This is a genomic window from Bordetella genomosp. 1 (assembly GCF_002261335.1).
Classification (GTDB): Bacteria; Pseudomonadota; Gammaproteobacteria; order Burkholderiales; family Burkholderiaceae_B; genus Bordetella.
This window is the reverse complement of record NZ_NEVL01000005.1, coordinates 55,970-79,392: the sequence shown is the minus strand read 5'-3', so window position 1 is coordinate 79,392 and position 23,423 is coordinate 55,970. Positions and strand designations below refer to the sequence as shown.

The following is a 23,423-nucleotide window of genomic DNA, read 5'->3' as shown; positions in this document are numbered from 1 at the left end:
GTTCAGCGTCCCAGATAGACTTCGATCACGCGCGGATGATTCTGCACCGCCTGCATGCTGCCCTCGGCCAGCACCGCGCCCTCGTGCAGCACCGTCACCTTGTCGCCCGCGATCTGGTTGACGAAATCCATGTCGTGCTCCACCACCATCAGGGAATGCCGGCCGCGCAGCTCGTTGAGCAGCTCGCCGGTGCGTTCGGTCTCGGCATCGGTCATGCCGGCCACCGGCTCGTCGAGCAGCAGCAGGCGCGGCTCCTGCATCAGCAGCATGCCGATCTCCAGCCACTGCTTCTGGCCGTGCGACAGCAGCCCGGCCGGGCGTCCCGCCTGGTCGCGCAGCCGGATCAGGTCCAGCGTGGCGGCGATACGGTCGGTCTGTTCGCTCGACAGCCGCGCGAACAGCACCTGCCGCACGCGCTTGTCGGTCTTCATGGCGAGCTCGAGGTTCTCGAACACGCTGTGCTGCTCGAACACCGTGGGGCGCTGGAACTTGCGGCCGATGCCGGCATCGGCGATATCGGCCTCCGACAGGGTGGTGAGGTCGATGTTCTGGCCGAAGAAGGCGCTGCCGGAGGTGGGCCGCGTCTTGCCGGTGATGACGTCCATCATGGTGGTCTTGCCGGCGCCGTTGGGGCCGATGATGCAACGCAGCTCGCCCACGCCGATGTCGAGCGTGAGCGCGTTGAGCGCCTTGAAACCGTCGAAGCTGACCGTGATGTCGTCGAGATAGAGGATGGCGCCGTGGCTGGTGTCCACGCCCTTGGGGCTCACCCGGCCGTAGCTGGCCTCGCCGCCGGGTCCACCCTGCAGCGCGTCGTCGGAAAGCGGGGCGGTCGTCATGCCTGTTTCTCCTGGCCGAGCGCGATGGGGGTGGCGGCGCGCTGGCGGCGCAGCCCCATCAGTTTGCGCACCAGCCCCACGATGCCCTGCGGCAGGAACAGCGTGACCAGCACGAAGATCAGGCCCAGCGCGTAGAGCCAGAATTCCGGCACCACGCTGGTGAACCAGGTCTTCAGGCCGTTGATGGCGCCCGCGCCCACGATGGGGCCGACCAGCGTGCCGCGTCCGCCGGTGGCGACCCAGATCACCATCTCGATCGAGGTCTCGGTGGACATCTCGCTGGGGTTGATGATGCCGACCTGCGGCACGTAGAGCGCGCCGGCGATGCCGCACAGCACGGCCGACAGCGTCCAGACGAACAGCTTGAAGCCGAGCGGCTCGTAGCCGAGAAAGCGCAGCCGGCTCTCGGCGTCGCGCACCGCCGTCAGCACCCGCCCGAGCCGCGACTGCGTGATCGCGCGCGCCAGCACCAGCGCGCCGAACAGCGCCGCCAGCGTGATCCAGTAGAGCGAGGCGCGCGTGGCCGGCGCGGTGATGTCGAAGCCCAGGATGCGCTTGAAGTCGGTGAAGCCGTTGTTGCCGCCGAAGCCGGTGTCGTTGCGAAAGAACAGCAGCATCGCGGCGTAGGTGAGCGCCTGCGTGATGATGGAGAAGTACACGCCCTTGATGCGCGAGCGGAACGCGAAGTAGCCGAACACGAAGGCCAGCACGCCGGGCACCAGCAGCACCAGCAGCCAGGCGTACCAGAAGTGTTCCGTGAACGACCAGTACCACGGATATTCCTTCCAGTTCAGGAACACCATGAAGTCCGGCAGGTCGCTCTGGTAGCTGCCGTCGCGGCCGATCGCGCGCATCAGGTACATGCCGTGCGCATAGCCGCCGAGCGCGAAGAAGAGGCCGTGGCCGAGCGACAGGATGCCGGCATAGCCCCACACCAGGTCCAGCGCCAGGGCCGCCAGCGCGTAGCACATGAACTTGCCCAGCAGCGCCACGGCATAGGCCGACACGTGCAGGGGATGGCCCGGCGCGAACCAGAGGTTGAGCGCCGGCAGCAGCGCCATCAGCACGACGGCCGCGAGCAGCGCGCTCCAGGCGCGCGGCGTGAACAGCCGGTGGTGCGAGAGGCGGGCGAGGTCGGGGTGGGTGGCGGACGTCATTCGGCGCTCCGGCCGCGCGGGGCGAACAGGCCCTGCGGGCGTTTTTGCACGAACAGCACGATCAGGACCAGGATGGTGATCTTGGCCATGACCGCGCCGGCATAGGGTTCCAGCAGTTTGTTCACGCCGCCCAGGCCGAGCGCGGCGATGACCGTGCCGGCCAGCTGCCCGACCCCGCCCAGCACCACCACCATGAACGAATCCACGATGTAGCCGCGGCCGAGATCCGGGCCGACGTTGCCGAGCTGCGACAGGGCCACGCCGGCCAGGCCGGCGATGCCCGAGCCCAGGCCGAAGGCCAGCATGTCGATGCGGCCGGTGGGCACGCCCACGCAATCGGCCATGCGGCGGTTCTGCGTGATGGCGCGCACGAACAGGCCCAGCCGCGTGTGGTTGAGCAGCACCCACACGAGGAACACCACCAGCAGCGCGAACACGATGATGGCGATGCGGTTGTAGGTGAGGACCAGGCCGCCCATCACGGTGAAGCCGCCGCTCATCCAGCTCGGGTTGCTCACCTCCACGTTCTGCGCGCCGAAGAGCGTGCGCACCGCCTGCATCAGGATCAGGCTGATGCCCCAGGTGGCGAGCAGCGTTTCCAGCGGTCGGCCGTAGAGCCAGCGGATCACGGTGCGTTCCAGCGCCATGCCCACGCCGGCCGAGGCCAGGAAGGCCACCGGCAGCGCCGCGAGCACGTACCAGTCCATCCAGCCGGGCAGCCAGGCGCGGAACGCCGTCTGCACCAGATAGGTGGCGTAGGCGCCGATCATCAGCAGCTCGCCGTGGGCCATGTTGATGATGCCCATCAGGCCGAACGTGATGGCCAGGCCGATGGCGGCGAGCAGCAGCACGCTGCCCAGGCTCAGGCCGTAGAACAGGTTGCCGGTCCACTCGACGATGGCGACGTGGCGGTCGATGGCGCGCAGCGCCGCGGCCGCCGCATCGCGCACCGTGGGGTCGGTCTCGGCATGGCTGCCGTCCGCGCGCGGTTCGGCGAGGTCGGCCAGCAGCGGCCGGAACGCGGCGTTGTTGGCGCGGCCCAGCAGTTCGACCGCATGGCGCCGCACGCTCGCATCGGGCGACGCGAGCTCGAGCTTGGCCTGCGCCAGCTCGAGCGCGGCGCGCACTTCCGCGTGCTGTTCGCGCGCCAGGGCCTGTGCGATCAGCGGCAGGCGGGCGGGGTCGTTGCTCTGCTGCAGCCGGCGCGCCGCGGCGAGCCGGGCGGCCGGGTCGGCCGCATGCAATTGGGAGCCTGCCAGCGCGCCCTGGATGGCGCGGCGCAGGCGGTTGTTGATCGAGATGGTCTGCGCGTCGGCCGGCAGGTCGACGCGCTCGCCGGAGGTCGGGTCGGTGGCCGGCGCCTGCGCGTCGGCGCCGCCCACCAGGATGCGGCCCGCCGCCGTCACGTAGAGCCGGTCTTCCCCGAGTGCCTGCAACACCGTGGCGGCGCCCGGATCGGGCAGGGCGCCGAGCGCGGCGATGGCCGCCACGCGCGCCTCGCTGTCGTCGCCCGCCAGCGGCGCGAGCAGCGCGGCATCCAGCCCCGCGGCGCGCGCGCCGGGCGGCACGGCGAACAGCAGCAGCACCGCCGCCAGCGCGGCCAGCAGGCCGCGCGGCAGGCCTGGTCGCAGGAACGAGAAAAGACCGGTTCTGTGCATGGAAAGCCCTTGGACGTGGCGGCGGATCGGCGGGATCAGAGCCCCTGCTTGCCTTCGTTGCCCGGAATGAACGGGCTCCACGGCTGGGCGCGGATCGGGCCCTTGCTCTTCCACACCACGTTGAACTGACCGTCCGCCTTGATCTCGCCGATGTAGACGGGCTTGTGCAGGTGATGGTTGGTCTTGTCCATCTCGATGGTGTAGCCGTCGGGCGCGGCGAACGTCTGTCCGCCCATCGCGGCGATCACCTTGTCGACGTCGGTGGTCTTGGCCTGCTCGACCGCCTGCTTCCACATGTGGATGCCGATGTAGGTTGCTTCCATCGGGTCGTTGGTCACGGCGGTCGCGGCGTTGGGCAGGTTCTTGGCCTTGGCATAGGCCTTCCACTTCTCCACGAACGCGGCGTTGGTGGGGTTCTTGATCGACTGGAAGTAGTTCCAGGCGGCGAGGTGGCCCACCAGCGGCTTGGTGTCCACGCCGCGCAGTTCCTCTTCGCCCACCGAGAACGCCACCACCGGCACGTCGGTGGCCTTCAGGCCGGCGTTGCCGAGCTCCTTGTAGAAGGGCACGTTGGAGTCGCCGTTGATGGTCGAGATCACGGCGGTCTTGCCGCCGCTGGCGAACTTCTTGATGTTCGCCACGATGGTCTGGTAGTCGGAATGGCCGAAGGGCGTGTAGACCTCTTCGATGTCGCTGTCCTTCACGCCCTTGGAGTGCAGGAAGGCGCGCAGGATCTTGTTGGTGGTGCGCGGGTACACGTAGTCGGTGCCCAGCAGCACGAAGCGCTTGGCGCCGCCGCCGTCTTCGCTCATCAGGTACTCGACCGCGGGGATCGCCTGCTGGTTGGGCGCGGCGCCCGTGTAGAACACGTTCTTCTCCAGCTCCTCGCCCTCGTACTGCACGGGATAGAAGAGCAGGCCGTTGAGCTCCTTGAACACCGGCAGCACCGACTTGCGCGACACCGAGGTCCAGCAGCCGAACACCACGGCCACCTTGTCCTGCGACAGCAGCTGGCGCGACTTCTCCGCGAACAGCGGCCAGTTCGAGGCCGGGTCCACGATCACCGGCTCGAGCTTCTTGCCCATCACGCCGCCGGCCGCGTTGATCTCCTCGATCGTCATCAGCGCCACGTCTTTCAACGAGGTCTCGGAGATGGCCATGGTGCCCGACAGCGAATGCAGGATGCCGACCTTGATCGTGTCTTCGGCGGCCATGAGCGTCGGCATCCAGCCGGACAGGGCCAGCAGGCTGGCGGCGGTGAGGGACTTGAGTACGTATCTGCGTTGCATGGTGACTCCTGTAGCTGAAGGGCCGGGATCGCCGGCGGATTTTTCTGGACTACGTGATGCCTGCATCGACATGCGGTGCCTGCCGCAAGGTCGGATCGGTGAGCGGACGCGGCACGGGATCGGACATGAGGCTTCAAGCAAACCCTATGCCAGGTTGTGCGACGGGGTTTTTTTCATTGAGCGGGCCGCGCGCCATACGTGAATCGACGTAGGCGTGCACCGATGCATGCTGGTGCGACATGCACGAAACCGGTGCGCCGGCGCGCGCACACGGTGCATGCGGGCCGGGGTCGCGCGCGCACGGGCTCATGCGCGCGCGAGGGCGCGCGGGCCCTTGTTTCATAGGGCCGGCGCGCGGGCGGCCCGCATGCCCGGGCAAAGATGGCATACGGTTTGCTTGAGGATCCTTACTTGTATACAAGAGAGGATTCCAGCATGCACGCCGTTGCCCAGCCTGAACCGACGCGCTTTTCGGGATGGACCCTTGCCGACTGGCAGCGGGCCTATCGTGAACTGGGCGCCGATCCCGCCGACCTGCTGTCGGACTACGTGGCCGGCGCGGCCACCGCGCCCGACAACGCCTGGATCGCGCGCGTCGATGCCGACACGCTGGCGCGCCAGCTCGACGGCCTGGCGCGCCTGCTGGCCCAGGTCGGCGGCGACCTGACGCGGCTGCCGCTGTACGGTGTGCCGTTCGCGGTGAAGGACAACATCGACGCGCAGGGCTGGCCCACCACAGCGGGCTGCCCGGCCTTCGCCTACGAGCCCGTGCGCGACGCCACCGTGGTGGCGCGCCTGCGCGCCGCCGGCGCGGTGCTGGTGGGCAAGACCAACCTCGATCAGTTCGCCACCGGCCTGGTGGGCACGCGCTCGCCGCACGGCGCCGTGCCCAACAGCTTCGACCCCGCCTACGTGAGCGGCGGCTCGAGCTCGGGCTCGGCGGTGGTGGTGGCGCGCGGGCAGGTGCCGTTCTCGCTCGGCACCGACACCGCGGGCTCGGGCCGGGTGCCGGCCGGCTTCAACAATATCGTGGGCCTCAAGCCCACGCGCGGCTGGCTCAGCACGGCCGGCGTGGTGCCGGCCTGCCGCACGCTCGATTGCGTGTCGGTGTTTGCGCTCACGGTCGACGATGCGGTGACGGTGGCCGACCTGGCGGGCGGCTACGATCCGCTCGATCCGTATTCGCGTGCCGAGCCGCCGGCCGCGCGCGCCGCCTGGCAGGCGCCGCCGCGCTTCGCGGTGCCCGACACGCTCGAATTCTTCGGCGACGAGGCCGCGCGCCAGGCGTTCGACGAGGCGCTCGCGGCGCTGCGCGCGCAGGGCGTGCAGATCGAGCCGATCGATTACGCGCCCTTCGCCGAACTCGCCGCGCTGCTGTACCAGGGCCCTTGGGTGGCCGAGCGCTTCGCCGCCGTCCAGGCCCTGTGGCGCGAGCAGCCCGACGCCATCGATCCGGTGGTGCGCGGCATCGTGGAGCAGGCGGCGCAGTTCGACGCCACGCAGACCTTCCAGGCCGAGTACCGCCGCGCCGAGCTCACCCGCCGCATCCAGCAGGCGCTCGAAGGCTACGACGCGCTGGTGGTGCCGACCGCGCCGTCGATCTACACCATCGATGCGCTGCGCGAGGAACCCGTCACGCTCAACGCCCGCCTGGGCACCTACACCAACTTCGCGAACTTCGCTGACCTGGCCGCGCTCGCGCTGCCGGCCGGCATGCGCGCGGATGGCCTGCCGGCCGGCATCACGCTGATCGGCGGCGCGTGGCAGGACCATGCGCTGGCCGCGTTCGGCGCGCGCTGGCAGGCCGCGCGGGCGCTGCCGTTGGGCGCCACGGGCCGCACGCTGCCCGCGTCCGCGCACGACGCAGCCTCCGCCGTGGCGCCGGCGGCCAACACCATCCGTGTCGCCGTCGTGGGCGCGCACCTGACCGGCATGCCGCTGAACCATCAGCTCACCTCGCGCAATGCGCGCCTGGTCGAGGCCACGCACACCGCGTCCGACTATCGCCTCTATGCGCTGGCCAACACCACGCCGCCCAAGCCCGGCCTGGTGCGCAGCGCCGAGGGCGCGCCGATCATCGTCGAGCTGTGGGACGTGCCCGGCGCGCTGTTCGGCAGCTTCGTGGCCGAGATCCCGGCGCCGCTGGGGATCGGCACGCTGGAGCTGGCCGACGGCCGGCTGGTGAAGGGCTTCATCTGCGAGCCGCGCGGCCTCGAGGGCGCGCGCGACATCACTTCCTTCGGTGGCTGGCGCGCCTTCCTGGCCGCGCAGGCCCGCTAAAGACAGGAGCGGTTCATGTTCGATACGGTATTGATTGCCAACCGGGGCGAGATCGCGCTGCGCGCCATCCGCACGCTCAAGCGCGTGGGGATCCGCAGCGTCGCGGTGTATTCGGATCCGGACCGCGACGCGGCCCATGTGCGCGAGGCCGACGTGGCGGTGGCGCTGGGCGGCGAGAAGGCGGCCGACAGCTATCTGCGCATCGACCGCCTGCTCGCGGCCGCGGCCGAGACCGGCGCGCAGGCCATCTTTCCGGGCTACGGGTTCCTGTCGGAGAGCGCCGAGTTCGCGGCCGCCTGCGAGCAGGCCGGCGTCGCGTTCGTCGGCCCCACGCCGCAGCAGATCAACGAGTTCGGTCTCAAGCACCGCGCGCGCGAGCTGGCCGCGCTGGCCGGCGTGCCCATGACGCCGGGCACGGGCCTGCTGGCCAATCTCGGCCAGGCCCTGACCGAGGCCGAGCGCATCGGCTATCCGGTGATGCTCAAGAGCACGGCGGGCGGCGGCGGCATCGGCCTGTCGCGCTGCGCCAACGAGGCCGAGCTGACCGCGGCCTACGAAGGCGTGCAGCGGCTGGGCGAGCATTTCTTCCGCGACGGCGGCGTCTTCATCGAGCGCTACGTCGACCGGGCGCGCCACGTCGAGGTGCAGATCTTCGGCGACGGCCGCGGCCGCGTGGTGGCGCTGGGCGAGCGCGACTGCTCGGTGCAGCGGCGCAACCAGAAGGTGATCGAGGAAACCCCGGCGCCGCACCTGCCGCCCGCCACGCGCGCGGCGCTGCTGGAGGCCGCGGTGCGGCTCGGCGAATCGGTGCACTACCGGTCGGCCGGCACGGTCGAATTCATCTACGACGGCAGGCGCGACCAGTTCTATTTCCTGGAGGTGAACACGCGCCTGCAGGTCGAGCATCCGGTCACCGAGATGGTGACCGGCCTGGACCTGGTGCACTGCATGCTGCAGGTGGCCGCGGGCGAGGCGCTCGACTGGGCGGCGATGACGCGCGCGCCGCAGGGCGCCGCGATCGAGGTGCGCCTGTATGCCGAGGACCCGCTCAAGCAGTTCCAGCCCTCGCCCGGCGTGCTGACCGAGGTGGCGTTCGCGCCGCACGCGCGCGTCGACGGCTGGGTCGCCACCGGCACCGAGGTGCCGGCCTTCTACGACCCGCTGCTGGCCAAGCTGATCGTGCACGGCGCCGACCGCGCCGAGGCCCTGCAAAAGCTGTCGGCCGCGCTCGACGCCACGCGGCTGCACGGCATCGCCACCAATCTCGACTATCTGCGCCAGATCGTGGCCGACCCCGCCTTCGTCGCGGGCCGGATCTCGACGCGTTTCCTGGACAGCTTCGACTATCGCCCCGCCACGATCGAAGTGCTGGCGCCCGGCACCTACACCAGCGTGCAGGACTATCCGGGCCGCACGGGCTATTGGGACATCGGCGTGCCGCCTTCGGGGCCGATGGACGACTATGCCTTCCGCCTCGCCAACCGCATCGTCGGCAATGCGCCCGAGGCGGCCGGCCTGGAGGCCACGCTGCTCGGGCCGACCCTGCGCTTCCATGGCGACACCGTGATCGCGCTGACCGGCGCGCAATGCGAGGCCACGCTCGACGGCGAGGCCGTGCCGCAGTGGCAGCCCGTGACCGTGCGCTCGGGGCAGGTGTTGAACGTCGGCAAGGTGCTGTCGGGCTGCCGCGTGTACCTGGCGGTGCGCGAGGGCCTGGACGTGCCGGTGTATCTGGGCAGCCGCTCCACCTTCGCGCTCGGGCAGTTCGGCGGCCATGCCGGCCGCGTGCTGCGCATGGGCGACATGCTGCCGCTGGGCCGGCCGGGCCTGGCCGCCTCGCTCACGCCGCCCGCCGCCGACGCGCCGCTGGCCGCCGACCCCGCCCTGATCCCTGCCTACGGGACGCACTGGGAGATCGGCGTGCTGTACGGCCCGCACGGCGCGCCCGACTTCTTCCGGCCCGAGGCCATCGAGGCCTTCTTCGCCAGCGACTACGAGGTGCACTACAACTCCAACCGCCTGGGCGTGCGGCTGGTCGGCCCCAAGCCCACCTGGGCGCGCGAGAACGGCGGCGAGGCCGGGCTGCACCCGTCCAACATCCACGACTGCGAATACGCCATCGGCAGCATCAACTTCACCGGCGACAGCCCCGTGATCCTGACGCGCGACGGCCCGAGCCTGGGCGGCTTCGTCTGCCCGGCCACGATCGCGCAGGCCGAGCTGTGGAAGGTGGGGCAGGTCAAGCCGGGCGATCGCATCCGCTTCGTGCGCATGGACTACGCGCACGCGGTGGCGCTGCAGGCCGCGCAGGACCGCAGCATCGCGGCGCTGGCGCCGGTCGCGCCGGTGCTGCCCGGCGCGGCGGTCGTGCCGCAAGGCACCGTGTCGGAAACCGTGATCGCGGCGCTGCCGCCTTCCGGCACCCGGCCGGCGGTGGCCTACCGCCAGGCCGGCGACGGCTACCTGCTGCTGGAATACGGCGACAACGTGCTGGACCTGGCGCTGCGCATGCGCGTGCACCTGCTGATGGAGGCGCTGGCCGCGGCGCCCGTGGCCGGTGTGCGCGAGCTGTCGCCGGGCGTGCGCTCGCTGCAGATCCGCTACGACAGCCGCGAGGTGTCGCAGGGGGCGCTGATCGAGGCGCTGCTGCGCATCGAGGCCGGCCTGCCCGACGTGGCCACGCTCAAGGTGCCCACGCGCGTGGTGTATCTGCCGATGGCCTTCGAGGACTCGGCCACGCTGGGCGCGGTGCAGCGCTACCAGGAGACGGTGCGCGCGCAGGCCCCCTGGCTGCCCAACAACGTGGACTTCATCCAGCGCATCAACGGCCTGGACGCGCGCGACGAGGTGCAGCGCATCGTGTTCGACGCGAGCTATCTGATCATGGGCCTGGGCGACGTCTACCTGGGCGCGCCGTGCGCCGTGCCGATCGACCCGCGCCATCGCCTGCTCACGTCCAAGTACAACCCCGCGCGCACGTTCACGGCCGAGGGCACGGTGGGCATCGGCGGCGTCTACATGTGCATCTACGGCATGGATTCGCCCGGCGGCTACCAGCTGGTGGGCCGCACCCTGCCGATCTGGAACAAGTTCCTGAAGAACCCGGTGTTCCAGGAGGGCAAGCCCTGGCTGCTGCGCTTCTTCGACCAGGTGCGCTTCTATCCGGTGAGCGAGATCGAGCTCGACCGGCTGCGCGCCGATTTCCGCGAGGGCCGCGCCACGGTGCGCATCGAGGAGGAGCTGTTCGACTTCGCCGCGCATCGGGCATTCCTGGCCCGCGAGGCCGACAGCATCGCCGCGTTCCAGGCGCGCCAGAAGACCGCCTTCGACGCCGAAGTGGCGCTGTGGAAGCACGAGGACACGCAGGCCGTGCCGGAGGCCGCGCCCGAGACCGGCGAGATCCCGCTGGCCGAGGGTGAGCGGCTGGTCGCCGCCGACATGTGCGGCAGCGTGTGGAAGATTCCGGTGCAGGTGGGCCAGACGGTCGAGGCCGGCGAGACGCTGGTGGTGGTCGAGGCGATGAAGATGGAGCTCGCGGTGGCCGCGCCGGTGGCCGGCGTGGTGAGCGCGATCCATTGCGCGCCGGGCCGCCAGGTCGACAGCGGCGATCCGCTGGTGGTGCTGGCCGAGACCGTGTCCGCGACGGTGGCCTGATGCGCGCCGCGGTACAGATCGGACCCGCGCTGGCGCAGGTCCAGACCGCGTCGGCCACGCTGGCCGATGTGGTCTACGAACGCATCAAGGAAGATCTGTTCGAGTTCCGGGTGCTGCCGGGCGAGCTGCTGACCGAGGCCGACCTCGCGGCGCGCCTCGGCGTGAGCCGCACGCCGCTGCGGCTGGCGCTCGCGCGGCTGCAGCGCGACGGCTTCCTGCTGGCGCGGCCGCGCAGCGGCTGGCAGGTGCACCCGATCGACTTCGACCGCTTCGAGGCGCTCTACGACGTGCGCATCGTGCTGGAGCTGGCGGCGGTCGAGCGCCTGGTGGCGCGCGAGACGCTCGATCCGTCGGGCATCCTGGGCGCGCTGCAGGACGTCTGGCTCGTGCCCGAGGCGCAACGCATCCGCGACGGCCGGCTGGTGGGCCAGCTCGACGAGGCGTTCCATTGCGCGCTGGTGGCGGCGGCGGGCAATCCGGAGATGGCCGCGATCCACCGCGACGTGACCGAGAAGATCCGCATCATCCGGCGGCTCGACTTCACCAAGGGCTTCCGGGTCGACGCCACCTACGACGAGCACGCGGCCATCCTGCGCGCCATCCTGGCGCGGCGCGGCGCGGACGCCCGCGGCATGCTGCGCGCGCACATCGAGCTGTCCAAGGCCGAGGTCCGCAAGATCACCCTCCACATGCTGCATGAGGCGCGCGGCGGCCAGCGTGGCGGCTAGCGCGCGGCGAGTGCGGCGGCCAGTGCCGGCGGGCAGCCGCAGCCGACAGAAAAAGCGTGAAATCCCGGCGGGAATGGAATAAACCTGGAGAGGCCAGCGTCTATCCGGTTGCGGTACCCCACTTCCCCAGGAGGATGAACATGAAAACCCGTAATCTCGTGATTGTTTCCGCCCTTGCGATGTCGCTGTCGGCGCTCGCCCATGCCCAGGCCCCGGTCAAGACCGAGGGCGGCGTGCTGGTCGACGCCAAAGGCATGACCCTCTACACCTTCGACAAGGACGCGGCCGGCAAGAGCAACTGCAACGACCAGTGCGCCAAGGCCTGGCCGCCGCTGATGGCCGACGCCGGCGCCAAGGCGCAGGGCGACTGGACCGTGGTCAAGCGCGACGACGGCACCAGCCAGTGGGCCCACAAGGGCAAGCCGGTCTATCTCTACGTGAAGGATGCCAAGCCGGGCGACAAGACCGGCGACAACTTCCGCGACATCTGGCACGTGATCAAGCCCTGAGCGGCCGCGTACCGCCGCACCGATGCGCACCGACATCGAGGCCCTGATCGTGGCCTGCATCCCCAGCCTGCGGCGCTACGCCCGCGGGCTGACGGGCGACCGCGACCGGGCCGACGATCTGGTGCAGGACACGCTGGAGCGTGCCTGGAGCCGCTACTCGCGCTGGCAGCAGCGCGGCGAGCTGCGGGCCTGGATGTTCGGCATCATGCACAACCATTTCGTCGACGGCGTGCGGGCGCAGCAGCGCGCGCCCGAGATGCATGCCGCCGACGAGATGCCGGAGCTGCCCGCGCGCGCCACCCAGGCCGACGCGCTGGAGCTGCGCGACCTGGACCGCTGCCTGGCGCTGCTGCCCGAGGAACAGCGCGCCGTGCTGCTGCTGGTGGCGGTCGAGTCATTCAGCTATCGCGAGGCCGCGCAGGTGCTGGGCGTGCCGCTGGGCACCGTGATGTCGCGCCTGTCGCGCGCCCGCGAGCGCCTCGCCGCGCTGTTGCAGCAGGCGCAGTCGCCCTCGGGCGTGCCCGCCGCCGTGCTGCCGTTGCAACGCATCAAATGATATGAACGACGAACACATCGATCCGCTGCCGCCGCCGGGCGCGCCCATCACCGAGGCGGACCTGCACGCCCTGGCCGATGGCCAGCTGGCCGGCGCGCGCCTGCACGAGGTGCAGGCCTTCGTGGCGCAGCATCCCGAGGCGCAGGCGCAGATCGAACGCTGGCGCGCCCAGAACCGCCTGCTTCAGGCGCATTTCGCCGGGGTGGCCGAGGAGCCGCTGCCGCTGCGGCTGCCGCTGGGTCCGCACCGGCGCCGCGGCTGGGGCATGGCGCTCGCGGCCGGCCTGGCACTGGCGGTCGCGAGCGGCGCGCTGGGCTGGTTCATGCGCGGCGAGATGGACGGCCGGACGCTGCAGGCGCAGGCCACCGATCCGAAGATGTTCGCCCATCGCGCCGCGGTGGCGCACGCCGTCTATGCGGCCGACATCCGGCGGCCGGTGGAGATGGGCGGCGACCAGGAGCAGGCGCTCGTCACCTGGCTGACGCGCCGCGTCGGCGTGCAGGTGCATGCCCCCGACCTGGGCGCGGCCGGCTACCAGCTGATGGGCGGGCGCCTGCTGCCCGGCGGCAGCGGCGCGGTGGCGCAGCTCATGTACGGCACCGGCCGCGGCCAGCGCCTCACGCTGTACGTCACGCGCGAGGCCAGCACCGGCGAGACCGCCTTCCGCTACATGGAAGACGACAAGGTGCGGGTGTTCTACTGGGTCGAGGGCAAGCTCGGCTACGCGCTGTCGGGCGAGGTGTCGCGCGAGGAACTGCTGCGCGTGGCCGAAGAGGTGTACCGCCAGCTCACGCCGGCGGCCGGGGCGGGGCTCACACCGAACGGGTGATGCCGCCGTCGATGCGGATGTTCTGGCCGGTGATGTAGCTCGACGCATCCGAGGCCAGGAAGGCGATCAGGTCGGCCACTTCGTCGGCGCGGCCGTAGCGGCCCATCGGGATGCGCTCGCGCCGGTCGCCCTTCTCGGGCAGGCTGTCGATGAAGCCCGGCAGCACGTTGTTGATGCGCACGTTGTGCGGCGCGAACTCGTCGGCGAAGAGCTTGGTGAAGGCCGCCAGGCCCGCGCGGAACACGCCCGACGTGGGGAAGGCCGCCTCGGGCTCGAAGGTGGCGTAGGTGGAGATGTTCACGATCGCGCCGCCGCCCTGGCGCTGCATCACCGGCGCCACCAGGCGCGCGAGCCGCACCACGTTGAGCAGGTAGTACTCCATGCCCAGGTGCCAGTCGGCGTCGCTGATCTCGAGCAGCTTGCCCTTGGGCCCGTGGCCGGCGCTGTTGACCACCGCGTCGATGCGGCCCCAGCGCGCCAGCGTGGCGTCCACCAGCGCCTGCAGATCGGCCGGCACCAGGTTCGACCCGGTCACGCCCAGTCCGCCCAGCGATTCGGCTAGCGCTGCGCCCTTGCCCGAGGAAGACAGGATGGCGACCTGGAACCCGTCGGCGGCGAGCTTGCGCGCGGCGGCCGCGCCCATGCCGCTGCCACCGGCCGTGATGATGGCGACTTTGCTTTCAGACATTGCGACTCCTGGTGTCGGTGGGGCGCGCAGTGTGCCGCCCGGGCCGCCTATTTGAGCAGCCTCGCGCGCGGGCGGCAAACATGCCCCCGCGGCGCGTGGGGCTGCTCAGCGCTTGCCGCGCCGCGAGGTGAGCGTGATGCCGGCCGAGGCCGCCACGATGGCGGCCACCGCCAGCCACTGCGTGACGGAGAGCGCTTCGTGCAGGAACAGCAGCCCGGCGATGGCGCCGAACACCGGCTCCAGGCTCAGCAGCGTGCCGAAGGTGCGCGCCGGCAGCCGCGCCAGCACCAACACCTCCAGGCCATAGGGCAGGGCGCTCGAGAGCACCGCCACCGCCACCGCCGTGGGCAGCAGGGTGGCATTGAACAGCGACATGCCGGCGCTCGCGAGCCCGAACGGAATCACGGCCAGCGCCGCGAACATCGCGGCCAGCGCCACCGTGCGCGGCCCGTAGCGCAGGCCGGCGCGCTGGCCGAACACGATGTAGAGCGCCCAGCAGATGCCCGCGCCCAGCGCGTACAGCATGCCCGCGGTGTCGAGCGTCGCCAGGTCGTCGCCGTGCGGCAGCAGCATCAGCAGACCGGCCGCGGCCAGCGCGATCCAGCCGAAATCCAGCAGCCGGCGCGAGGTCAGCACCGCCACGGCCAGCGGGCCGGTGAACTCGATCGCCACCGCGATGCCCAGCGGAATGGTGCGGATCGACATGTAGAACATCAGGTTCATGCCGCCCAGCGTGAGGCCGTACAGCGCCACGATGCGCCAGCCCTCGGGCGGCAGCCGCAGCCGCCAGGGCTGCAGGATGGGCATCAGGATGAGCGCGGAGAAGAACAGCCGCAGCGCCGCCGTGCCCTGCGCGCCGACCGCCGGAAACAGGATCTTGGCCAGCGCCGCGCCGCCTTGCAGCGAGGCCATGGCGATCAGGAGCAGGACGACGGGGACGGCGGGAGAGGCGGAGCGGTCGGGGGCGGACATCGGAACGGCGGGCGCGGCGGAAGGCGCCCGCCCGGCGGGCCGGCGCGGCGCCATTCTACGGCATCGCCGCCGCGCCGCGCGGGGCGCAGGCCGGCGCCGGCCGTGGTCACTTCACCAGGGTCACCGGGATGGGGCTCAGGTGCAGCACCTTGGTGGCGGTCGAGCCCAGCATCAGGGCCGGCATCGCGCCCAGGCCGCGCGTGCCCATCACGATCTCGCCCGCACCCAGCGTCTCGGCGCGGCGCACGATGCTCTCGGCCACCGGCCCGATCTCCTGGTGCGTGTCGTAGGGCTGGCCGGCGCGCTTGAGCAGCGCGATGGCCTCCTTGAGCGCGAACTCGCTTTCCTCGCGCTGGTAGGCATCGATGTCTTCCTGGGTCAGGCCCAGGTGCAGGCCCTGGCGCAACAGCGTGGGCAGGATGGTGACCAGGTGCACGGTGGTCTGGACCGGATACAGATTGCGGTCCAGCACCACGCGCAGGGCGTTCAGGGCATGCTCCGAACCATCGACCGGGATCACGACGTCTTTCATGGGACTCTCCTCTGGTTGCAGTGGGGGCGGCGACGCCGTTGCCAGGCGGCATTGCTGACAAGCAGGTTAAAGCATTCGGCGCGGCCGTGTTTTGTGCGCCCGCAAGCGCTGCGCCCCACGCAACGCGATTGCCACGCCGTGGCGCCGGGAGTAGCCTTGCCGCCACGCTCTCCAACCCCGTGGGCCGCGCCCGGCCCGTGTTCGCATCGGCCATGCCCGCACCTGCTTCCACCGCCACCGCGCCCGCCCGCGTCATCCCGACCTGCGGCCAGCTCTTCATGGGGTTCTTCTGGCTCGGCGTCACCGCCTTCGGCGGCGCGCTGCCGCTGGCGCGCCGCATGCTGGTCGAGCATCGCCGCTGGCTGGCCGACGACGAGTTCGTCGATCTGCTCGGCCTGTGCCAGTTCCTGCCGGGCGGCAACATCATCAACCTCTCGGTGGCGGTGGGCATGAAGTTCCGCGGCCCGCGCGGCGCCTACAGCGCCTTGCTGGGCCTGATCCTGGCGCCCACCCTGATCGTGATCAGCCTGGGCTCGGTCTACCAGACCTGCCAGGGCGACCCGCGCGTGCAGCATCTGTTCGCCGGCCTGGCCGCGGCCGCCGCGGGCCTGCTGGTGTCGATGGCGATACGCATCGCGCGGCCGCTGCGCGGCAATCCATGGGGCATGGCGGTCGCCGCCGCCTGTTTCGCCGCGATCGCGCTGCTGCGCCTGCCGCTGCTGCCCACCATGGCGGTGCTCACGCCGCTGTCGATCTTCATCACCTGGAGGCTGCGTCGATGATGGGCACCCTGATCGCGCTGGCGCTGATCTTCACCCAGCTTTCGCTGCTGGCGTTCGGCGGCGGCAACACCATCCTGCCGGAGATGCAGCGCCAGGTGGTGGAGGTGCATCGCTGGATGACGGCGGCCGAGTTCTCCGCGCTGTTCGCGCTGGGCCAGGCCGCGCCCGGCCCCAACATGATGGTGGTGCCGCTGGTGGGCTGGCACGTGGCCGGCTGGGGCGGGATGCTGGTGAGCTCGATCGCGAAGTTCGGCCCCTCGTCGCTGGTCACGATCACCGGCCTGGGCCTGTGGGAACGCTTCAAGGACAAGCCCTGGCGCGCCGTGGTGCAGGCCGGCATCTTCCCGGTCACGGTCGGCCTCATGGCCGCCAGCGGCGCGCTCATCAGCATGGCCTCGGCCCACACCTGGGCCACCGGCCTGATCGCGGGCGCGGTCGCGCTCGTGGCCACCGTCACGCGCGTGCATCCGCTGTGGCTGCTGGGCGCGGGCGCGCTGGCGGGCGTGATCGGCCTGGGCTTCTGAGGCTTCAGGGGTAGCGCAGGGCCTTGATGACCAGCGCGAACGCGGGCGAGGGCTGGCGCCGGCTCGGGTAATAGAGCTGGTAGCCGGAGAAGGCCGGGCACCAGTCGTCGAGCACGCGCACCAGCCGGCCGCTGTCGATGTGGGCCTGCACCTCGTCTTCGGGCAGCAGCGTCAGGCCGAGGCCGGCGAGCGCGGCATCGACCTGCGGCGGCGTGGTGTTGAAGATCAGCTGGCCGTCGACCCGCACGTTGACGCGTTTGCCGCGGCGCTCGAAATCCCACACATAGACGTCGCCCGAGGTCGGCATGCGCTGGTTGATGCACTGGTGCGCGGTCAGGTCGTCGGGCGTGCGCGGCGGCGGATGGTCGGCGAAGTAGGCGGGCGAACCCACCACCGCCATGCGCAGCGCGGGCCCCAGCGGAATCGCGATCATGTCCCGGTCGATGGTGCCGCCCAGGCGCACGCCGGCGTCGTAGCGTTCGGCCACGATGTCGCGAAAGCCGTAGTACACGTCGAACTCGACATTGATCTCCGGATAGTCGCGCAGCAGCGGCGTGAGGCGCGGCAGCAGAATGGCGGCGAGCACGTGATCGCCGCAGGTGATGCGCACCGTGCCGGCGGGCTTGTCGCGCAGTTCGGTGAGCGCGTCGAGCTCGGCCTCGATCTCGTCGAAGCGATGCCCGATCGCCTGCATCAGGCGCTCGCCGGCGGCCGTGGGCGCCACGCTGCGCGTGGTGCGCGTGAGCAGCCGGATCTGCAGCCGTTCCTCCAGGCCGCGGATGGCCTGGCTCAACGCCGACTGGGTGACGCCCAGCGTGCCTGCGGCCTTGGTGAAGCTGCCCTCGCGCGCCACCGTCACGAAGGCGAGCAGGTCATTGAGATTGCGGCGGGCCATTTTCGGGTACGTGAAGATTGATTAGATTTACTAATAAACCTATTTAGGATTCATTATCTAGTCTACCGGATCACGAGCGCGCAGAATCCTTTCCGTCGTTGTCGCGCCCGCTCGAGGATCCCGCATGCAAGCCCCCCTGAAGTCACTCCACCCCGCTGCGGCGCTCGCCGCGGTATCGCCCGCATGAGCGCGGTCGTGCTCGCGTCGCCGGCGCCTGCGCAACCCGCGCAGGCGGCCCACTGGGGCGGCATCTACGCCATGACGCTGTGCGTCTTTGCGCTGATCGCCTCGGAGTTCCTGCCGGTCAGCCTGTTGTCGCCGATTGCCGCCGCGCTCGCGGTGAGCGAGGGGCTGGCCGGACAGGGCATCGCCATCTCCGGCGCCTTCGCCGTGCTCACCAGCCTTTGCATCGCGCGGCTCGCCGGCGGCATGGATCGCAAGACGCTGCTGCTCGCGCTGACGGCGCTGATGGCGCTGTCCGGCGCGCTGGTGGCGTGGTCGCCCGACTACGCCACCTATCTCGTCGGGCGCGCGCTCATCGGCGTGGTCATCGGCGGCTTCTGGTCCCTGTCGGCCGCCACCGCGATGCGCCTGGTGCCGGCCCGCTCGGTGCCGCGCGCGCTGGCGATCTTCAACGGCGGCAACGCCCTGGCCACCGTGGTGGCCCGCCGCTGGGCAGCTATCTGGGCACGCTGGTCGGCTGGCGGGGCGCCTTTCTCTGCCTCGTGCCGGTGGCGCTGCTCGCGCTGGCGTGGCAATGGCGCAGCCTGCCCGCCATGCCTCCCGCTGCTGCGGCGGCGGCCCCGCGGCGAGCGGGTCCGCTCGGCCTGTTGCGGCAGCGCCGCGTGGTGGTGGGCGTGGCGGCCAGCGGCCTGTTCTTCATGGGCCAGTTCGCGCTGTTCACCTACGTGCAGCCGTTCCTCGCCAACGCCGTTGGCGCGGGCGCCGCGGCCCTGTCGCTGATCCTGCTGACCATCGGCGTGGCGGGCCTGTTCGGCACCGCGCTGATCGGCGGCGTGATCCGCCGCAGCCTGTACGCCCCGCTGGTCGTGATCCCGCTGCTGATGGCGGGCATCGCCCTGGCCCTCGCCAGCCCGGGGGCGTCGGTCGCCGCGGCAGGCGTATGGTTGGGACTGTGGGGCCTGCTCGCCACCGCCGCGCCGGTGGGCTGGTGGAGCTGGCTGGCGCAGGCCCTGCCGCACGACGCCGAGGCCGGCGGCGGCCTGATGGTGGCCGTGATCCAGCTGTCGATCGCGGCCGGGTCGACGGCCGGCGGCCTGCTGTACGACCAGGGCGGCCATCGCAGCACCTTCCTCACCAGCGCTTTCGTATTGCTGGCAGCGGCCTGCCTCGCCTGGCGTGCCGCGCGCCTTCACGCGGCGGCCCGGCCCTGAAGGCCGAGGTCCCGCCTCATTCTCGTCCGGAGTTCATCCATGACCATCAAAGCCTACGGCGCGCAAGCCGCGCATCTTCCCCTCGAATCCCTCGACATCGAACGCCGTGCGCCGGGGCCGCACGACGTGCGCATCGACATTGCCTACTGTGGCGTCTGCCACTCCGACCTGCACCAGGTGCGCGCGGAATGGGCCGGCACGCGCTATCCCTGCGTGCCGGGCCACGAGATCGTCGGCCGCGTGTCGGCGGTCGGCGCTCACGTCTCCGGTTTCAAGCAGGGCGACCTGGTCGGCATCGGCTGCATCGTCGACAGCTGCAAGCAGTGCGCCGACTGCGAGGAGGGGCTGGAGAACTACTGCGACAACATGATCGGCACCTACAATTCGCCGACCGCCGATGCGCCCGGCCACACGCTGGGCGGCTACGCGCAGCAGATCGTGGTGCACGAGCGCTATGTGCTGCCCATCCGTCATCCCGAAGACCAGCTCGCGGCCGTGGCGCCGCTGCTGTGCGCGGGCATCACCACCTATTCGCCGCTGCGTCACTGGAACGCCGGCCCGGGCCACAAGATCGGCGTGGTCGGCATCGGCGGCCTCGGTCACATGGGCATCAAGCTGGCGCACGCCATGGGCGCGCACGTGGTCGCCTTCACCACCTCCGAGTCCAAGCGCGAGGCGGCGCTGGCGCTGGGTGCCGACGACGTGGTGGTGTCGCGCAACGAGGCCGAGATGGCGGCGCACACCAAGAGCTTCGATTTCATCCTCAACACCGTAGCCGCGCCGCACGACCTGGACGTGTTCTTCGCGCTGCTCAAGCGCGACGGCACCATGGCGCTGGTGGGGGCGCCGGCCACGCCGCACCCGTCGCCGCAGGTGTTCAACCTGATCACCAAGCGCCGCAGCCTGGCCGGCTCCATGATCGGCGGCATTCCCGAAACCCAGGAGATGCTGGACTTCTGCGCCGAGCGCGGCATCGTGGCCGACATCGAGATGATCCGCGCGGGCGAGATCAACGAGGCCTATGAGCGCATGCTCAAGGGCGACGTGAAATACCGCTTCGTGATCGACACCGCGACGCTGGCCTGAACGGCACGCCGCCGCGCACGCGTCACGCCCGGCCCAGGCGCCAGAGCGAGGTGATCTCGCCGGCGCGGGCCGCATGCAGCGGGTCGCTGGCGTCGGCTGCGCGCTTGTGCGTGGGCCGGGTGTCGTGGCGTTCGATGAGTCGCAGCCCGGCCGCCGCGATCCAGCCGCCGATCGCGTCGGGCGCGCGCAGACCGAGGCGCTCGGCGAAGTCCGACATGATGAGCCAGCCCTCGCCGCGTTCGGTGAGGTGCGCGGCCAGGCCGTCGAGGAAGCCGCGCAGCATGCGGCTGTCCGGGTCGTAGACGGCATGCTCCACCGGCGAGCTCGGCCGCGCCGGCAGCCAGGGCGGATTGCACACCACCAGATCGAAGCGCGCGTCGGGGTAGAGATCCTGCTGGCGCAGTTCCACCTGCCGGCCCACCTTCAGGCGCGCGATGTTGTCGGCCGCGCAGGCGAGCGCGCGCGGATCCTGGTCGACGGCCAGCACGCGCAGGCCGCGGCGCGCCAGCAGCGCCGCCAGCACGCCGGTGCCGGTGCCGAGGTCCAGCGCCGTCTGCGCGCCCTCGGGCAGCGGCGCGCGCGCCACCAGGTCCACGTATTCGCCGCGCACGGGCGAGAACACGCCGTAATGCGGATGGATGTGGGCGCCGCCCAGCGCCGCGATCGGCACGCCCTTGCGGCGCCATTCGTAGGCGCCGATCAGGCCCTGCAGCTCGCGCAGCGAAATCAGGTAGGGCGCTTCGGCCGTGCCGTGCGCCTGCGCGCAGGCCTCGGCCACGTCCGGCGCGCGGCGCAGTCCGATCACGTCGCCCGCCTGCACCTCGATCAGCAGCAGGCCCAGCGTGCGGGCGCGCTGCGCCTGGCGCATGCGGTGTTGATTGAAGGCGTCGAGCAGGCTGTCGGCGGGCTTGACGCGGCGCTTGTCGAAGCGCCGGGCCATGGCCTGCAGCAGCTGGCGGGCATTCTGGAAGTCGGCGCGCCACAGGATGCCGGTGCCCTCGCTGGCCAGGCGGAAGGCCTGGTCGGCGGTCAGGGTGTCGTCGGCCGGCACGATGCGGCGCGGCACCGGGGCCGCGCTCTCCGACTGCCAGCGCGCCTGGCGCTCGACGCCGTCTTCGGTCCAGGAGGCGAGTGCGGCACTCATCGGGCGCTCCGGGAAGGGGCGGCGGGCAGGGGCGGGGCGAGCAGGCGGGGCATGGCGGAATTCCGGCGGTACAGCCCCGCAATGTAGCAGTTTCGCCCGCCGCCAGCGTGGCGGCGAGTCAGGCGCGCACCCCGTGCGGGGGCGCGCGCCGCCGTGGCTCAATGGAACAGCAGCACGGCCTTCTGCAGCGTGATCCAGATGCCCCACGCCAGCGGGATGCCGACGCAGGCCCAGGCGAACAGCACCAGCGCGGCGGGCGTGCGGAAGGTCGAGCGGCCCTCGCCGTGCACTTCGGCGCGCACGGCGCGTTCGTGCGCCAGGGCCTTCTCGTGCGCCAGCTCCTCGTCGGTCATGAAGTACTTCTTGTTGACCGGGCGGATCGCCAGGTTGCACAGGAAGCCCAGCACCAGCATGCCGGCCAGGATGTACATGGTCGTGTCGTAGACCTGCGCCCGCGGCACCTTGATCGAGAGCTGGTATTCGCGGATGTAGTTCACCAGCACCGGGCCGAAGATGCCGGCGGCCGACCAGGCCGTGAGCAGGCGGCCGTGGATCGCGCCCACCATCTGCGTGCCGAACAGATCGGCCAGGTAGGCCGGCACGGTGGCGAAGCCGCCGCCGTACATCGACAGGATCACGCAGAAGGCGATCACGAACAGCGCCAGGGCCCCCGCGTGGGCGGTCCAGGGCACGCTGGCGTACAGCACGATGCCCAGCACGAAGAAGGTCGCGTAGGTCAGCTTGCGGCCGAGCTTGTCGGACAGGCTGGCCCAGAAGAAGCGGCCGCCGATGTTGAACAGGCTGAGCAGGCCGGTGAAGCCCGCGCCGATGGCGGCGATGCTGGCGAGCTGCGCCTTGTCGAGCTGACCGTAGCCGAGGTCGGGCAGGTTGATGAGCCGGCCGCCGAACACTTCCTGCAGCAGCGGCGAGGCCATGCCGAGAATGCCGATGCCGGCCGTCACGTTCAGGCACAGCGCCCACCACACCAGCCAGAACTGCGGGATGCCCCAGACGCGTTTCACGTGCACGTGGCCGTGCGTGATCATGGCGTTGCTGCCCTGCCTGGCGGGCGGATTCCAGCCCTCGGGCTTCCAGCCGGTGGGCGGCACGCGGTACCCCATGGCGCCCGACATCATGAACACGAAGTAGATCGCGGCCATGGTGAGGAAGGTCTGCCACACGCCGGGAGAGGTGGGCGTGGCGAAGTGGCGCATCAGCAGGTCGGCCAGCGGCGCGCCGATCATGGCGCCGCCGCCGAAGCCCATGATGGCCATGCCGGTCGCCATGCCGCGGCGGTCGGGGAACCACTTGATCAGCGTGCTGACCGGCGAGATGTAGCCCAGCCCCAGGCCGATGCCGCCGATCACGCCGGAGCCCAGCCACAGCATCCACATCTGGTGTAGGTAGACGCCGATGGCGGAGATCACCAGGCCGCCGCACCAGCACAGCGCCGACACCACGCCGGCCTTGCGCGGACCCGCGCGTTCGAGCCAGCCGCCCCACAGCGCGGCCGAACAGCCCAGCAGCACGAAGAACAGCGTGTACATCCAGCCCATCGTCGAGATGCGCCAGTCGCATTGCGTGGTGAAGAGCTCCGCCATCAGGCTCATGTCGGCCGGGCAGGCCAGCGGCGCGGCGCCGCCCACCGCCTTGGACAGGGGCAGCCAGAACACCGAGAAGCCATAGGCCATGCCGATGCAGAGGTGGATGGCCAGGGCGGCCGGTGGCACCAGCCAGCGGGAGAATCCCGGCCCGGCGATGGTGCGTTCTTTACTCAGGAACCCCGGCCGGTGGCCGGGCAGGTCCAATGCAGCGGTGTCACTCATGACGTCTCCTCAGGGGGTGGGCTTTATAGCCCATGGCGCGGGCGCTTGCCATCGCGAACGACGGCGCGCCTTCTGCTTCGG

19 protein-coding genes and 1 pseudogene are annotated in these 23,423 nt (G+C 70.9%); 10 read left to right on the top strand and 10 right to left on the bottom strand.

Annotated elements, in window-relative coordinates:
• Positions 1 to 2 precede the first annotated feature (2 nt).
• The 4 genes from urtD to urtA are packed head-to-tail and all read right to left on the bottom strand — an operon-like array spanning position 3 to position 4,943.
• Positions 3 to 839: an urea ABC transporter ATP-binding protein UrtD gene (urtD, locus tag CEG14_RS21100; RefSeq protein ID WP_094828371.1), complete on the bottom strand. Its 837-nt coding sequence runs from the start codon at positions 837 to 839 to the stop codon at positions 3 to 5.
• Complete coding sequence (gene urtC / locus CEG14_RS21095; RefSeq protein ID WP_094828370.1) at positions 836 to 1,996, bottom strand: urea ABC transporter permease subunit UrtC; 1,161 nt, start codon at positions 1,994 to 1,996, stop codon at positions 836 to 838. Before urtC ends, urtD begins: the two co-directional genes overlap by 4 nt.
• Positions 1,993 to 3,654 carry an urea ABC transporter permease subunit UrtB gene (gene urtB / locus CEG14_RS21090; protein ID WP_094828369.1) on the bottom strand — a complete coding sequence of 554 codons (1,662 nt, stop codon included), beginning with the start codon at positions 3,652 to 3,654 and terminating at the stop codon, positions 1,993 to 1,995. Before urtB ends, urtC begins: the two co-directional genes overlap by 4 nt.
• Positions 3,655 to 3,689: 35 nt before the next feature.
• Positions 3,690 to 4,943 carry an urea ABC transporter substrate-binding protein gene (gene urtA, locus CEG14_RS21085; RefSeq protein WP_094828368.1) on the bottom strand — a complete coding sequence of 418 codons (1,254 nt, stop codon included), beginning with the start codon at positions 4,941 to 4,943 and terminating at the stop codon, positions 3,690 to 3,692.
• A gap of 435 nt (positions 4,944 to 5,378) precedes the next feature.
• Here urtA and atzF point away from each other — a divergent pair, with 435 nt between their 5' ends.
• From atzF to CEG14_RS21055, 6 genes are all read left to right on the top strand, one after another.
• Positions 5,379 to 7,223, top strand: a complete 1,845-nt coding sequence (gene atzF / locus CEG14_RS21080; protein ID WP_094828367.1) for an allophanate hydrolase — start codon at positions 5,379 to 5,381, stop codon at positions 7,221 to 7,223.
• A 15-nt stretch (positions 7,224 to 7,238) separates the two neighbouring features.
• The gene (gene uca, locus CEG14_RS21075) at positions 7,239 to 10,877 is read left to right on the top strand and encodes an urea carboxylase (protein ID WP_094828366.1); all 3,639 of its coding nucleotides are present in this window, start codon (positions 7,239 to 7,241) and stop codon (positions 10,875 to 10,877) included.
• Positions 10,877 to 11,605, top strand: a complete 729-nt coding sequence (locus CEG14_RS21070) for a GntR family transcriptional regulator (RefSeq protein ID WP_094828365.1) — start codon at positions 10,877 to 10,879, stop codon at positions 11,603 to 11,605. The genes uca and CEG14_RS21070 overlap by 1 nt, the downstream gene beginning before the upstream one ends.
• Before the next feature lie 140 nt (positions 11,606 to 11,745).
• Positions 11,746 to 12,114, top strand: coding sequence for a COG4315 family predicted lipoprotein (locus tag CEG14_RS21065; RefSeq protein ID WP_373454221.1), 369 nt, complete (start codon positions 11,746 to 11,748; stop codon positions 12,112 to 12,114).
• Between the two features lie 22 nt (positions 12,115 to 12,136).
• The gene (locus tag CEG14_RS21060) at positions 12,137 to 12,670 is read left to right on the top strand and encodes an RNA polymerase sigma factor (protein WP_094828363.1); all 534 of its coding nucleotides are present in this window, start codon (positions 12,137 to 12,139) and stop codon (positions 12,668 to 12,670) included.
• 1 nt (position 12,671) lies between these two features.
• Positions 12,672 to 13,499: an anti-sigma factor family protein gene (locus tag CEG14_RS21055; protein WP_094828362.1), complete on the top strand. Its 828-nt coding sequence runs from the start codon at positions 12,672 to 12,674 to the stop codon at positions 13,497 to 13,499.
• Here CEG14_RS21055 and CEG14_RS21050 read toward each other — a convergent pair.
• The 3 genes from CEG14_RS21050 to CEG14_RS21040 form a co-directional block, all read right to left on the bottom strand.
• Positions 13,483 to 14,187 carry an SDR family oxidoreductase gene (locus CEG14_RS21050; RefSeq protein WP_094828361.1) on the bottom strand — a complete coding sequence of 235 codons (705 nt, stop codon included), beginning with the start codon at positions 14,185 to 14,187 and terminating at the stop codon, positions 13,483 to 13,485. The two genes, CEG14_RS21055 and CEG14_RS21050, sit on opposite strands and share 17 nt — an antisense overlap.
• Before the next feature lie 105 nt (positions 14,188 to 14,292).
• The gene (rhtA, locus tag CEG14_RS21045; protein WP_094828360.1) at positions 14,293 to 15,159 is read right to left on the bottom strand and encodes a threonine/homoserine exporter RhtA; all 867 of its coding nucleotides are present in this window, start codon (positions 15,157 to 15,159) and stop codon (positions 14,293 to 14,295) included.
• A gap of 106 nt (positions 15,160 to 15,265) precedes the next feature.
• Positions 15,266 to 15,691 (bottom strand): universal stress protein, encoded by a 426-nt coding sequence (locus CEG14_RS21040; RefSeq protein ID WP_094828359.1) that lies wholly within the window; start codon positions 15,689 to 15,691, stop codon positions 15,266 to 15,268.
• Positions 15,692 to 15,903: 212 nt separating this feature from the next.
• On the opposite strand from CEG14_RS21040, the gene CEG14_RS21035 reads away from it, so the two are divergent.
• Both CEG14_RS21035 and CEG14_RS21030 read left to right on the top strand, forming a co-directional pair.
• The gene (locus tag CEG14_RS21035; protein ID WP_094828358.1) at positions 15,904 to 16,473 is read left to right on the top strand and encodes a chromate transporter; all 570 of its coding nucleotides are present in this window, start codon (positions 15,904 to 15,906) and stop codon (positions 16,471 to 16,473) included.
• Complete coding sequence (locus CEG14_RS21030; RefSeq protein ID WP_094828357.1) at positions 16,470 to 16,997, top strand: chromate transporter; 528 nt, start codon at positions 16,470 to 16,472, stop codon at positions 16,995 to 16,997. Before CEG14_RS21035 ends, CEG14_RS21030 begins: the two co-directional genes overlap by 4 nt.
• A gap of 4 nt (positions 16,998 to 17,001) precedes the next feature.
• On the opposite strand, the gene CEG14_RS21025 is transcribed toward CEG14_RS21030, so the two are convergent.
• A complete protein-coding gene (locus CEG14_RS21025) occupies positions 17,002 to 17,892 on the bottom strand; it encodes a LysR family transcriptional regulator (protein WP_094828356.1) in 891 nt (296 codons plus the stop codon).
• A 183-nt stretch (positions 17,893 to 18,075) separates the two neighbouring features.
• Here CEG14_RS21025 and CEG14_RS21020 point away from each other — a divergent pair.
• Both CEG14_RS21020 and CEG14_RS21015 read left to right on the top strand, forming a co-directional pair.
• A pseudogene (locus tag CEG14_RS21020) lies at positions 18,076 to 19,286 on the top strand (MFS transporter).
• Between the two features lie 39 nt (positions 19,287 to 19,325).
• Entirely contained in the window at positions 19,326 to 20,372 is a 1,047-nt protein-coding gene (locus tag CEG14_RS21015) for an NAD(P)-dependent alcohol dehydrogenase (protein WP_094828355.1), read from the top strand.
• A 22-nt stretch (positions 20,373 to 20,394) separates the two neighbouring features.
• Here CEG14_RS21015 and CEG14_RS21010 read toward each other — a convergent pair whose 3' ends face one another.
• Positions 20,395 to 21,516, bottom strand: coding sequence for a methyltransferase (locus tag CEG14_RS21010; RefSeq protein ID WP_094828354.1), 1,122 nt, complete (start codon positions 21,514 to 21,516; stop codon positions 20,395 to 20,397).
• 158 nt (positions 21,517 to 21,674) lie between these two features.
• Positions 21,675 to 23,342 (bottom strand): OFA family MFS transporter, encoded by a 1,668-nt coding sequence (locus tag CEG14_RS21005; RefSeq protein ID WP_094828353.1) that lies wholly within the window; start codon positions 23,340 to 23,342, stop codon positions 21,675 to 21,677.
• Positions 23,343 to 23,423: the final 81 nt, after the last annotated feature.